Annotated in this window: 10 protein-coding genes; 4 read left to right on the top strand and 6 right to left on the bottom strand. The window is 59.4% G+C overall.

The genetic code is table 11. The annotated features are described in order from the left end of the window. Positions 1–53 precede the first annotated feature (53 nt). From V2L18_RS21310 to V2L18_RS21285, 6 genes are all read right to left on the bottom strand, one after another. Entirely contained in the window at positions 54–1,259 is a 1,206-nt protein-coding gene (locus V2L18_RS21310) for a hypothetical protein (protein WP_336180366.1), read from the bottom strand. Between the two features lie 39 nt (positions 1,260–1,298). Continuing rightward, positions 1,299–3,062 (bottom strand): L-tyrosine/L-tryptophan isonitrile synthase family protein, encoded by a 1,764-nt coding sequence (locus V2L18_RS21305; protein ID WP_336180365.1) that lies wholly within the window; start codon positions 3,060–3,062, stop codon positions 1,299–1,301. Continuing rightward, positions 3,059–3,523, bottom strand: a complete 465-nt coding sequence (locus V2L18_RS21300) for a protein tyrosine phosphatase family protein (protein ID WP_336180364.1) — start codon at positions 3,521–3,523, stop codon at positions 3,059–3,061. Before V2L18_RS21300 ends, V2L18_RS21305 begins: the two co-directional genes overlap by 4 nt. Before the next feature lie 76 nt (positions 3,524–3,599). Next, on the bottom strand, positions 3,600–4,295 hold the full coding sequence (locus tag V2L18_RS21295; RefSeq protein ID WP_336180363.1) for an HAD family hydrolase: 696 nt from the start codon (positions 4,293–4,295) through the stop codon (positions 3,600–3,602). Positions 4,296–4,308: 13 nt separating this feature from the next. Continuing rightward, positions 4,309–5,283, bottom strand: coding sequence for an isocyanide synthase family protein (locus V2L18_RS21290; protein ID WP_336180362.1), 975 nt, complete (start codon positions 5,281–5,283; stop codon positions 4,309–4,311). Positions 5,284–5,520: 237 nt separating this feature from the next. Continuing rightward, positions 5,521–6,402 carry a LysR family transcriptional regulator gene (locus V2L18_RS21285; RefSeq protein ID WP_336180361.1) on the bottom strand — a complete coding sequence of 294 codons (882 nt, stop codon included), beginning with the start codon at positions 6,400–6,402 and terminating at the stop codon, positions 5,521–5,523. A gap of 69 nt (positions 6,403–6,471) precedes the next feature. Between V2L18_RS21285 and V2L18_RS21280 the strand changes: the two genes are divergently transcribed. The 4 genes from V2L18_RS21280 to V2L18_RS21265 all read left to right on the top strand — a co-directional run. Beyond that, complete coding sequence (locus V2L18_RS21280) at positions 6,472–8,079, top strand: proton-conducting transporter membrane subunit (protein WP_336180360.1); 1,608 nt, start codon at positions 6,472–6,474, stop codon at positions 8,077–8,079. Positions 8,080–8,111: 32 nt separating this feature from the next. Then, positions 8,112–10,541 carry a DUF2309 domain-containing protein gene (locus V2L18_RS21275; RefSeq protein ID WP_336180444.1) on the top strand — a complete coding sequence of 810 codons (2,430 nt, stop codon included), beginning with the start codon at positions 8,112–8,114 and terminating at the stop codon, positions 10,539–10,541. Positions 10,542–11,405: 864 nt separating this feature from the next. Then, complete coding sequence (locus V2L18_RS21270; protein WP_336180359.1) at positions 11,406–12,743, top strand: hypothetical protein; 1,338 nt, start codon at positions 11,406–11,408, stop codon at positions 12,741–12,743. Between the two features lie 172 nt (positions 12,744–12,915). After that, on the top strand, positions 12,916–13,236 hold a 321-nt coding region (locus tag V2L18_RS21265), incomplete at its 3' end, for an AbiEi antitoxin N-terminal domain-containing protein (protein ID WP_336180358.1).

Below are 13,236 nucleotides of genomic sequence, written 5' to 3'. Positions count from 1 at the left end.
GAACAAAATATTCTCTGTTTTTAAGAATATTAAATCAGATAAACGCATATCTTTCAGTTGAGATATTCTATCGTTCTTCTCAGCTCTGTTCGAAAATCCGTTTTTTGAGACCATTGCGACCAAGTAGCCGCTTCCTTGGCGCACATTCCCGACATCAATTCCTCAACTGCTTTGGCAAACTGGGGGCGTCCGACCTGCCACGGGCGGACCAGGCGCCCGGCATTCAGCTTCTGGATATGATTGATGCAGAGAACCTGATCCATGTTCGCCGGAATGCCGATGACGGGCGTACCGGTATTGAGCGCTTGGTAGGTGGTCGGGCTGCCGCCGTTGGTGATCACGAGCCTGGCAGCCCGGGCAATAGCCGATCCGGAGACGAACTCGGCCGAAAGCACTTCTGACGGCCATGATGCAGGTCGGTCCCCGTCCGCAACGCCACTGACGCACACCGGATAGCCGGCGGCGATCAGCGCGTCGACCACTCGGTTCCGGATCCCCTGTCCGCCCGACGAGCCCAGGGCGGCGTAGACATAGTCGTCCTTGTCGAGCGCTTCGAGCCACCGTTCGGTTGTTCGGGAGGCGTCTGTCGGCTCCCATGTCACATGTCCGATGAAGCGCTCGTGCGGCGCGGGTGCGAAGGCGGCAAAGCTTTCCGCCACATCACAGAACAACGTCCGGTCGCCGCCGGCCCATCCCTGCAGGCAGTGTTCGTAAGGCTCAAGGTTGAAGTGCCTCCGCGCGTCGTTCAGCGGTTGCGCCTGCGCCTTGAATATAATCGGCGTCAACACCGGCATCAGCCTGCGCGACAGCGGCACCCGGCTCAGCGGAAACTGTCGGAGCTCGGGCACCGGCAACAGATGCCCCGCGTAGGCCCGGCTCCAGTACGCATTGATGAGATTGAGATAGGGGATGCCCCGCAGCCGCGCGCTGATGCTCAGGGAATGGCGAAAATCCCCCAATACCCAATCCGGCTTGACCTTGTCGATCACCGCCAGCTCTTCATAAGCGTACCGGATAAGCTCTTCCGAGCGATACAGCCTCTTTCCCATCTCGACGTTGTCGAGAAAGGTCTGTGCCGATTTCGAGGCAATCCAGTGCAGTTTTATTCCCGGTTCGTCGTAGACGAACCGGAATCGTTGGGCGACCGCGAAATGAACATCATACCCCTCTTCGAAAAGGGTTTTCGCAATCCGATAAACGCGCACGACATGCGCAAGCGTTACGGCCTCCGCAAAAAGGAGGGCTCTGCTCTTGCTCATCTGAACACCACCGTCGCAGCTTGAACCCGCCAATGCCCGTCAGGACACGGTCTGGACGCGCCAGAGCTCACGTTGCGACGACGCCTCGGTCATCGGATTTCGGCCATGCAGAGCAAGGTAGTTGTCGACGAGGATCAAATCCCCGGCTTTCCAGTCGTGCTCGTAGCAGACCTTTGCCGCATATATCCGTTGGTTCATGTCTTCGATGAACTTGGCGCTTTCGTCAGGTGCAAGCCCTTCGACCTCCTGCGAGAACGTCTGATACTGGGACCGGCTGCCTTCCTGATACCGCAGGATCGGTTCCTTGGTGAACGGATGGGTGTGAACGAGCGGATAGGTTCTCGGATGACCGCCAAAATAGGTCATCTTGGTATTGTAGGTGATGTTGGTCGATCGCCAGAGTTCGACAGTCTCCGGTCCGACCTGATGCAGGATTTCCCGGCCATCGACCAACACCGTCTGCCCTTCGCCAGACTGCGGCGGCGTCCTGCAGTACAGCATGAACAGATCAGCGCAGAACCATTCGTCATCCTTGACCCGCTCATGATCGAGCGGAAGCATGCTGAGGTCCCAATGGATCGGCGTTTTCTCCAGCGACTGCACGAATCCGGTGGGCTTTTCCTCGGGCTGCACCACGTGCACCGGCCCGAAGTGCCACTGATAGATATCGCCGAAAGGCTGGCAATATTCGACCAGTTCCTGCCGGTCCTCGAAACCGCAGTCCCGCATGCAGACGAAAGAAAAGAACGAAACGAGGCTCTTCATGAGCCGAGGCGAAAATCCGAGAGCGCTCCCCGGCGCATCCCCCTCGATGAGGAGACCGAATTGCGGCGGTCTGACAATCGACAGCCGAACGGCGGGATCCACGTTTTCGTCGCTCTCTTGATAGATCCAGACCTGTCCGTCCCGGTGAATGGCGAACGCGCGCGCAGGATCGATGCGCGCGTGATCGATATAGCTCAACCGCCCTTCCAGATCGCGATGGGTAACCTTGTGCCAGGGAGCCGACGCCTGCGCTGCGCCTTCGATGAAGGCGAACGTGTATTTCGGACCGCTGTTGTCGTATTGGTGGACAGACAGACGGACAGCTTCCGGATAAGTCTGGTTCAAGACTGCCGACAGCGCCTGGCTGCGATACATCATCTCGTACGACTTGTCGCGGATCTGCGCAAAATACGCTTCTTCATCGATGCCCTCGTCGCACCGCGGCCGCAGGTCGTTGTAAAGGAAATTGCACATCTGGTCGTGAGCAGCGGTGAGCTTCGCATCCTTACCGACAGCCTCAATGAAGGCGGAGAGATCGGCATAGGGTAACGCGGCCTTTTCGATGAGACCTGCCCGCAGCTCAACCGAAGTGCCATCCCTCCCGACGAGATCCTCCAGCGAAGCCCAGCGGATATGCGGGCTCGACCACAGTGTGCGCACTTCCTCGTCATAGAACCGGCGATCCGCATCGGAGACGCCGATGATGTCGTTGAAGGTCGTTCCGTCCGAAACCACCGTCAGCGAAACCCCACGCGGATAGGCGCTGACGATTGCCTGGCACATCTCGTCGAGCCGCCGCAGTGCAAGCACCTCGCCGTAATCCGGCTTCGGGCCGCTCGTCTTGGCGTGAAAATTCAGGGACTTGAAGGGAAAGCCCGGCAGCACGATCTCGACCGGCCTATCGTTATCGACAAATGTCGAAAGCGTCTCTTCAAGTCTCCGCTTGCCTTCATTTTCGAACTTGTCGCCATCCGCTATTACCAGATACGAACCGATTATGGAGCTGAGCAGCTCCGTTACTCTGGTCTGATAATTCATTTTACCAATTCCTTTGTCTTTTCTTCGAGGGTCTTCTTGTATTCGACCCAGACAGGGAACTCCGAAATGTCCCAGACGTCGGCGATGAATTCGTCCCATTCCGCCATGGACCAACCGAGATTGCGCACGGCATAGAGGCCGAAGACGGCGGTCACCCGGTAATTCGCGGCGCAATGGATGAAGACGCGCTCGTTCTCCGCGGCCCGCATTTCGGCCTCGAAGCGGTCGTAGTCCTCCAGAGTGGGGTTCTTGAAATCGATCGGGATCAGCACATACTTCATGCCGAGCGAGGCAACGAGGCCGGCTTCATCGTCGAGGCTGTAGCGCGGATCCTGCGGAGCGAGGTTGATAACCCGATCAAACCCCTGTTCCCGAACCTCGGCGAGTTGCTCCTCGCTTGGCTGGCCCGCCGTCCAGTACGTGTCGGACACTTTTCTTAAATTCAGAATTTCATCAATCATAACAATATCCTCTCTGAAATTCGCAATCGGCTCCCTTAAAAGGTCTCGATGAACGGAGGACGCGGCAATTGCGTCGTCAGGAAACGGTTGCCGGGAGAGCATCCCTGCGCGCGGAAACCTGGGCTCGTATGAAGGAGGCAAAGTCCGTCGGGCTTGCGAAGCTGAAATCAGGCCTGGCGGCCATCAGCTCCTGCGAACTGCCGTATCCCCACAAGGCGGCCGCAAAGCGCATACCGGCAGCCCGCGCAGTCGCCATGTCGATACGGGTGTCGCCGACGAACAGACACTCCTCCGGCGAAGCATTCAGTCTCCTCGCGATGTGCAGGGAAGACTGGGGATCGGGCTTCTTGGGAAAGGCGGTGGAAACGCCAAGCACTTCGTCGAATACATCTTTTGCAAACAGCGCCCGGTGCAGCCGCATGACCATCGCCTCGTCCTTGTTGCTCAACAAGGCCATCGGCAGACGACGCTCGATGCAGGACTGCAGCATGTCGCCGACGCCGTCGTATAAACGGGTGCGGAGAGCCACGTTTTCGCCGTATCTCAGCAAATACGTGGCTAGGAATGCCTCTCCGTCCGTGATCTGCCTGAGATCGGCAATCCGGCGCACCATTGCCGCCGAACCACCCCCGATCCATTGTCTGAACTCGTCCGTGCCAAACCCGGGCCGCCCCCGCTCCTGAAGCAAGGCGTTCATCGTATCGGCAATGTCGCGGACGCTGTCGGCAAGCGTACCGTCAAGATCAAAAATGACCGCTTTGATGGAAAGCATGGAAAAAACTCGATCAAGAATATACATAGTGGCACGGTCGACCGTTGCGGAACATCAGACGACACGCTTCTGCTTCCACATCCGAGCGCCGCTCGAGAAAGATCTGGCCATCCCTCTTTACGGCGACCGAATGCCAGGGCGTGCGCCAGATATCGACGCAAGGCACGAGCCTGATTCCGAACTTCTTCGAATTTTCACCTTGCGGATGGATCGACAGACGAACCGCATCCGGTCGCCGCGCCTCCAGCAATGCACTCCAGGCGTTGCTGCGCTGGATGACCTGGTACGCAGTGGCGCGCGCACGTTTCTGAATGGCGGTGTTGCTGAAGCCCGAAAACTCGCGCATGCCCCGATAATCTTCAAACAGGAAGCGGGTGATACCGAGATACATGCTCCGCGCGCCGGCGTCCTCGCGCGCCTGTGCGGAAATGCTATCGATCGCTTCACCATGTTGCTGCGTCAAGACCTCCCGCATGCGCGCAAGATCTGTCAGTTGCGGGTAGGCATCTTTCAGGTCGAAGTACGCAAAGAAGTCGGGATAAAGTTCCGACGTCCATCTCTTCAACTCGTCCGTATATTCCGTCACGCGATTGTCGGGGATCTGCACGAGATCGGAAAAGACGTATCCATCAGAACAGATCTCGACCACCGCACCGGGAGGGTAGATGTCCTCAATGGAACGGCAGAGCCCGGCCAGTTCGTCGAGCGCCAACCTCTCCGCGAGATCCGGCATGTAGCTGAGTGTCTTGCGCCGGTTAGGCGACTTCCCCGGAAAAGCGGGGAGGATCATTGAAATCGGCTCTCCAGCGACAATCATCTTTCGGATCTGGTTCAGATGATGCGTAGCTGCAGCCTCGGAAATTCCCTTTTCGGGATCGAGCGGATTGTTCCGTCTCATAAGCTCAAAGAAAATACGATGGTCTTTTTCTGATGAATTCTTGATATGATCGTCAAGAGGCGAAAAAGGGGCGGAAATTGCACCTTTCATATTCAGCTCCTACAATCGAATTAATAAAATATATATTTATTTCAATTAATGAAGCCGATGATAAACGCTGCCCGCGAAAAAATCAATCTATCGATAGATAGGTTTTTATGCACAAATTTTAGGCAAATACGCCGCTACATATTGCGACCTCGTGTCGGCAACGGCCGCAATGCGCACCTCTGGCCGGACACGATCTGTGGTCGGCCAGGTGCGGCGACTTCCCTCTCGTAGCGGAAGCTACAAATCGCCGGGCGCGGCCAGGAGGAGCCTGACCAACGGATTTGGGAATCGGCGCGACATGGTGACAGCGTAGAACGTCTCCACGATGCCAGGCAATTGACCGCCCTCCACCAGAACGCCCGCCGCAATCTCGTCTTTCACGACGACGGGCGGAAGAACGGCCAGCCCGATGTCCTCCCGGGCAAGCAGTCGCATCATCGCCATGTCCTCGACTTCCGCCACGATCTGCGGACGAACGCCGAGGCGGTCGGCCAGCGCATCGAAGCCGGTGCGGACGCTGCTGTCGACAGTCGGAAGAATGATGGGGTGTTTTCGAAGCCGTTCCTCAAGGCTAGCCGCGTGCCTCAGTCGGTCCGGCGTCCCCACGAGGCTGACCTCCCTCTCCGCAAGCCGATGGGTGACGAGAGGGGTCAAAGCATCGATTGGCGGCGCTTGATTCAGCAAGACAACATCAAGATTGAGCGCCTGAAGCGCGCGCAAGAGTTCACCTGCGCTGCCGGATCGCAGAACGAGGTCTATGTCCATGCGACCGAGGACCGGACGGAGAAACTCCATCTGGAAATTGCGCGACAACGTGGCGAGTGAACCGACACGCAGCGCCTGCCGAGCCGCTCCTGTCTGGTGCAACGTGGCGAGCATTTCGTCGCCCGTGGCAAAGATTGCGTCGGCATGATCGAGAACGATCTGCCCGGCCTCGGTCAGATGAAGTTGCCTCCCTCGACGCTCGAACAGCGGATGCCCCAGACGCTCCTCGAGTTTGCGGATCTGCACCGACAGCGCCGACTGAGTAAGGTTCAGCCGCCCCGCGGTGCGGGTGAGATTGCCGTCGTGTGCAACCGCCCAGAAGTAGCGCAGATGGTTGTAATTCAGCGATGTCATACCGTTCGATTATAGCGAACGATTTAACGCCAACAATGAATTTTTCTTCGAACCCAGCATTCGATACCGATGGCATCCCCGCCGCTATCCATCGAGGGCTTTGCCTTGTCGCTCAACTTTCTCCCGCTTTCCGCACCGCTCCTGCTGCTTCTCGCCGCCATCCCTGGATTTTCAAGGAACGGCCACCGTCCATTGTTGGCGCCAGTCTTCGCGGAAGGCGCCGCGTTCTGCGCCCTTCTGATCGCGATCGCTTCGCTCACACTGCTGATCCTGAACGGCCCCGGCGACAGTGGACTGATCGGATGGGGCGGCGCAGGTCTGTCAGCGCGGCTCGATGCGGTGAGCGTGGCGATGCTCGTTCTGGTCGCGTTCATCGGTTGGATCGTCGTGCGGTATGCCCGCACATATCTCGATGGTGAAGCTCGACAGGGCCTGTTTATCGGTTGGCTCTGCGCTGCGCTCGCGGCGGTCCTCTTTCTCGTCCAGGCGGGCAATCTCACCCAGCTTGTCGCCTCGTGGATCGCGACCAGTGCGGCGCTGCATCGCCTGCTTCTGTTTTATCCCACGCGCGTTGCAGCTCAGCGCGCAGCACGCAAGAAACGCCTGTTCTCAATAGTCGGCGCAGCCGCACTGGTCAGCGCAGCCGCCCTCGTTTGGATAAGCTTCGGCACGACGGATATCGCCGCGATCAATGCGCTCGCCCGCTCCAGCGACGCCTCCGGGCCCGTGATCACTGCCGCAGCCCTGTTCGCAATCGCTGCGGTCCTGAAATCGGCACAGTTCCCGACACACGGCTGGCTCACCGAGGTCATGGAGGCGCCGACGCCAGTCTCTGCCCTGCTTCATGCCGGCGTGATCAATGGCGGCGGCTTCCTTTTGATCCGTTTCGCCGACGTGATGCTCTCCGCCCCCGGTGTGCTCGCCGTTCTGGCTATGCTTGGCGGGTTCACTGCCCTCTTTGGTGCGCTCGTGATGCTGACCCAGCCGGCGGTCAAGACGTCGCTTGCCTGGTCGACCGTCGCGCAGATGGGCTTCATGATCCTGCAATGCGGCCTGGCGCTCTTCCCGCTGGCCTTGCTCCACATTGTCGCGCACTCGCTCTACAAGGCACATGCGTTTCTGGCCTCCGGCGGAGCCGTCGAACAAGTGGCCGCCATTCGCCGTCCCGGGCCGGTCGCCGTCCCGAACGGCGCTGCTGTGGGCCGCGCCTTCCTTATCGCGCTCGCGATTTATGCCGCAATTGGCGCAGCGTTCGGGTTCACGTTCGGCTTCGAGCACAAATCACCCCAGGCAGTCGCACTCGGCGCGATCCTGATCTTCGGCGTCGCCTACCTGCTGGCCCAGGGGCTCGCGGATGCCGCCCCCCAACCACTGACGCGCAAGACGGCGATCTACGCCAGCGCTGCAGCAGTCGGATATTTCGCGCTCCAGACCGCAGCCGAATGGCTGACAGCTGGGGTTCTTCCGGCCGCGCCCGCACCAGGCCGGCTGGAATGGACGCTGATGGCGCTTGCGGTACTGAGCTTCGGGGTGGTGGCAGTGGCGCAGGCGCTGTTCCCGCTCTGGGCATCTCACCCCGCCGCAGCCGGCCTGCGCGTCCATCTTTCCAATGGCCTCTACGTCAATGCCACGATCGATCGCATGCTCGGCGGCTGGTCCGTCCGCAAGGCGTCGTGAACCCTCAAGAACAAGGACAACGCCACATGCTGATGAACGTGACCAAGGCGCCGCCGCTTTCTGCTGATGCGATCATAGCGGCCGCCAATCGCGCGGCACGCGCCATTCCTCCCCTTTGGCCACTCGCCTCAAGCGTCGCGGTGAATCCATTCCTTGGCCAGATGAACGAGCCGCTCGCCGCCGCCGCGGCACGTCTGCGGCGAGCTGCCGGCATCGCTTTGACCATGCCGCGGTCCTGGTATCGTGAGAAGTTGCTTTCTGGCGAGATCTCCGAAGAGGATCTTCTCGCCGCCTTCGACGCCGCGCCCGCAGCGCTCCGGCCTAAGACGTTCGCAGCTCTGAAAGAAGCAGAACTCGCCGATAGGGCAGAGCCGCACGCCGTCGCGACCGTCGCCGAACTGGCACGAGAGGCTACGGCGGTCGACTGGACCGGCATTGTCAACGACCGTATCAGTCACTGGGCATCGGGATATTTCGATCTGGGACAGGCACTGTGGACCGGCGCACACGCGCGCAGCGCCTACACCGCGTGGCGGGCTATCGCCATCCACGACCTGACGCCAGAGATCCTTGGCCTTTCAGGCTTCGCGCAGCGCGTGGCGGAGGCTCCGACAAACGCCCACGACGCGCTTGTCGAATGCGTCTTCCGACTTGGGCTCAGCGAGGCGGCGCTGGAAACCTATTTCCATCGCCAGCTGACGACCCTGGGCGGCTGGAGCCAGATCGCCCGCTATCGGCTCTGGCAAGCCGAGCTCGGCGGCGAGACCGATACGTCTGTAACAGACCTCCTTGTCATACGCTTGATCTGGGAGGCGGCTTTGCTGAGCCAATATGCGCCCTCGGTAGAGCAACGGTGGCACGCCGCTATCGCAGCCTACTCGGAGCCGGTTTCCGCGACCCCCGGCGATATCGTCGATGCGATCCTTCAGGAGGCTGCCGAACGCGCCGCGCAAAGGCGCCTCCGCACCCTTCTTGAGAAAACGCCTGCCGCTCCCGCTATCCCCGGTCGTCCCAGGCTTCAGATGGCTTTCTGCATCGACGTGCGCTCGGAAGTGTTTCGCCGAGCGCTGGAAAGCCTCGATCCCGGGATTCAGACACTCGGGTTCGCGGGGTTCTTCGGCATGGGCATCGGCCATCGTCGCTTCGCCTCAGATGTGGTCGAGGCACGCCTGCCGGTGCTCCTGAAGCCGGTCATATTCACATGCTCAGGAGAGCCGACGCCAACGACTGAACGGGCAGATCTGGCCGCTCGGATCTCGGCTCGCGCGAAACGCGCCTGGAACCGCTTCAAGCTGGCTGCCATTTCCTCCTTCGCCTTCGTCGAAGCCACAGGTCCGCTTTATGTCGCCAAGCTGTTTCGAGACGGACTGGGAATGACGCGCAATGCAGCGCCGAACGATCCCGCGCCCCGCCCCGTTTCAAATCTTGACCTCGACACGAAGCTGGCGATGGCAACGAGCGTGCTCAGGGCCATGTCCCTGACCGAGGGTTTCGCGAGGCTTGTACTGATCGCGGGACACGGCGCAAACGTGGTCAATAATCCACACGCCAGCGCGCTGCATTGTGGCGCCTGCGGAGGATATTCGGGCGAAGTGAATGCGCGGCTGCTTGCTTCGCTGCTCAACGACCAAGACATGCGCGCCGCTCTGGCCGAGCACGGCATAACCATACCGAAGGATACCCTTTTTCTGGCTGCGCTACATGACACGACAACCGATGCCGTCACGCTCTATGCCACCGATCATCCCTCTAACGCCCATGCCGAAGATGTGAAGCAGGCAGAGCAATGGCTGAAATCAGCCGGCACGCTGGCACGGGGAGAAAGGGCGCTGCGCCTGCCACGGGCGGCGCGCGGTCAGGACATTCCGCATCGCGCCCGCGACTGGGCCGAGCTTCGGCCCGAATGGGCACTCGCCGGCTGTCAGGCGTTCATCGCGGCGCCGCGGTCGCGCTCGGCCGGGCGCGATCTGGCGGGGCGGGCCTTCCTCCACGACTATGACTGGCGGCGCGACGATGGCTTCGGCGTGCTTGAACTGATCCTGACCGCGCCAGTCGTCGTCGCCAGTTGGATCAGCCTTCAGTACTACGGCTCGACGGTTGCGCCCGACGTCTTCGGCGCAGGCAACAAGTTGTTGCACAACGTCACCGGCGGCATCGGCGTGGTCGAGGGCAATGGCGGCCTCCTCCGGGCCGGATTGCCGTGGCAATCGGTTCATGACGGCGAACGGCTGATACATGAGCCGCTGCGGCTTTCCGTGCTGATAGAGGCGCCACGTGAGGCTATCGCGAACGTTCTTGAACGTCACAGGGAAGTGCGCGCGCTGTTCGACAATCGCTGGCTGCATCTTCTTGCACTCAATGACGAGGGTCGTGTTGCGTGGCGCTATACCGGCGACCAGCGCTGGGAAAGCTGCATCACCGAGGCGAAGAAAAAGGGGGGAACCGTGCGGGGGCTCGAGTGAAGGACCTTCCGGCACATATTGCTGACCTTCAGCCGGAAGCGATCCACCGCCTTCTTGATGAAATCGCCGATGTGCGAAACCCGGTGGTGCCGTTCCCAGACCCAAGCATTTGCCGGTGCTTGTCCATCTGGTGCGGCATGCCGTTGATCCAACCCCGCCACCCGGGGTCCGCGAACGGAGGAAGAACAGTGTCGCTTCCCAATGACGATGAGTTGGAGAAAAACCAGAAACGGATCGCCTGGGTCCTCGCGCACCCGGGGGTCAGCCCATGGCTGAAGGAGGCTCTGCAGGCCGCGCGGGAGCGCGATCCCGTCGACGTCTTGAACGAGCTGGAAATATTGAGCCTGCTATTGCGCTCGGAATGCAATGCCAGGATCCGGGCTACACTCCCCGATTCAATATCAGGACGCGGACATTCGACACTCTGGAAGAAGCCCTGATCGATTAGGCATCGCGAGGTAGCGGGAAAAAGCTATCGCGGACGATCAAAAGCCTAGCTTGGCATCAAGCCAAGACTGCCGATCTCCGATGCTTTACCCCACCTCACTCCCACTCGAATATTTTTTTCGCCCTAAGCATCTGATATATCTGCGAAAAATAATTCCAGCGGCCGATTATGCCGTGTAGGGTACCGTCAAAAACCTAGCCTCTTGATTTTGCTGAGTTTTCAGGCGTCAACCTTGCTGAAAAAATTCTGTGAACTTTCGGCATCTATCGGCTGCTTCGCAGTGGGGCAGCAACCACAAACGTCGAATCTGATGCGTCGATAAAGTACCGTCAAAACCGGCAAAATCAATGCTCCCACTTGGTCGTGGATCGGCGGGCTGAGATCGAACACATTGCATGGACGGCAGAGGTTGAGAGTTGAAGACAGTTTCTCGAGAAGAGCTATACGAGCTGGTTTGGTCCAAACCCATGACCAAAGTTGCCGCAGATTATGGCGTTACGGGTACCGCGTTGAAGAAGACCTGTGATCGCCACCACATTCCAACACCAGAACGTGGATACTGGGCGAAGCTGGAACACGGAAAGCGGGTCAACAAGGAAGCACTACCGCCACTGAGGGAACCAAACTTGGCTACCGTGAGGATATCAGGAAGTTCTGAGCAGCATCTGTCTCCGTCGGTCCGCGACGCCAAGGAAAAAGCCAGAGACAGGCTCCACAAGCACGCTACGGCTAAGCCGCTTCTGGTCTCTGAATCCGAACCGACGCTAAGCATCGTTGAACCGCCGTCTCTCGCTGCTACAAGGCGCGCGATTTCGAAAGCGCGTCCTGACGACCAAGGTTTCGCGTCTGTTCGCTCGAAAGGCGTTGTCCCGCTCAAAATTGCTCCTGCTTCCATCGAACGGGGAATTCGGATTCTAAGCCAGTTGTTCACTCTTGCGGAAACCCAAGGCCATTTGCCCAAGGCGACTGAAGACGGGGTGGTGCTCATTGTCGAGAATGAGTCAATTGCGTTCGGCCTGGAGGAACAGCCCGAGAAGACCTTGCATCAACCAACAACCGCGGAATTGAAGCGACGGGATGAACGGGCGCGCTGGGGCCACACCACCGATCCGTGGTCAAAGTACGACCAATTTCCATCCGGTCGGCTCGCTATCGTCATTCACGCCAACCCATACTCAGGTCTTCGCCGCACTTATTCAGACGGAAAGACGCAAACACTGGAACGCATGCTGCCGGACGTATTGGCAGGTTTCGTCGGGCACGCCGCCTACATTAGTGAGCGCAGGAGAGAATCCGACGAGCGGGAACGCCGCCACCGGGAGGCCGAGGCTCGACGCCAGCGTGAAGAGGCATTCAATAGCCGCGAGAAGCGCCGCATGGAGTTTGTGGATGCAGTTCATGAGCAACTGACCCAACGGGACAAACTTACTGCAGTGCTGCATCATCTCGAAAATGCAAGGTCTGAGGATGCTGCAAGAGTGAGTACAATGGCGACTTGGGTGCGGCAACGTCTGAAACAGATTGATGCCCTGATCAGTCCCCATTTCCTCGATATTTCGGCGAGATCGTCGAAAGTCGACTTCGCCGAGCCAGGTCCTGAACAGGAAGCTGAAAGCGGCAGCTATTACTATTCTCCCCCCATCACCCTCCAACTCTGGTCTATCGACGACGCAAAGGGGCTAGCCACCTCGTACTCGCCGCTGGAGTGGACACACGCCTTGGCCTTGCCGCTTGAGGGAGCCGAAGGGGAGTAGGCCGCTCCGGCTGGCTGATACGAAACCGTGGTTTTTAGCCATCAGAGTCCGAGGATTTGTATCAAGGTAAAGGCTGCGGGTTTGCCAGATGCCAGATTTACTAACCGTTACGACGCTAAACGGGACATTTTCAAACTGGTCGGCGGTTTAAAAATGAGCTAGAAAGTTCACCATGAGTGAGCAAAGCGAAGGAAAGCTAAAACAGCTTGAGCGCCTCCTCCCAGAGGGCTTGCTCGTCGATTCCTCGTGGCTCTCCGCACGCGACTATTACACTTCCTTGCGCACCAAATATGTCGCCTCAGGCTGGCTCGAACAGCCAGCACGCCGGGTCTATAGACGCCCCCGCGGACAGTTGAGCTGGCAGCAGGTCGTTATCTCGCTCCAGACGATCCTCGACCATCGCCTCGCCGTTGGTGGCCGAACAGCTCTCGAACTGCAGGGCTACGCCCATTACCTCTCGCAAGGCGGTTCTGAGGTCCATCTTCACGGCCCA

Source organism: Breoghania sp. JC706 (genome assembly GCF_037026715.1).
Classification (GTDB): domain Bacteria; phylum Pseudomonadota; class Alphaproteobacteria; order Rhizobiales; family Stappiaceae; genus Breoghania.
Note: the sequence above shows the minus strand (reverse complement) of the source record. Positions and strands in the feature narration are given on the sequence as shown.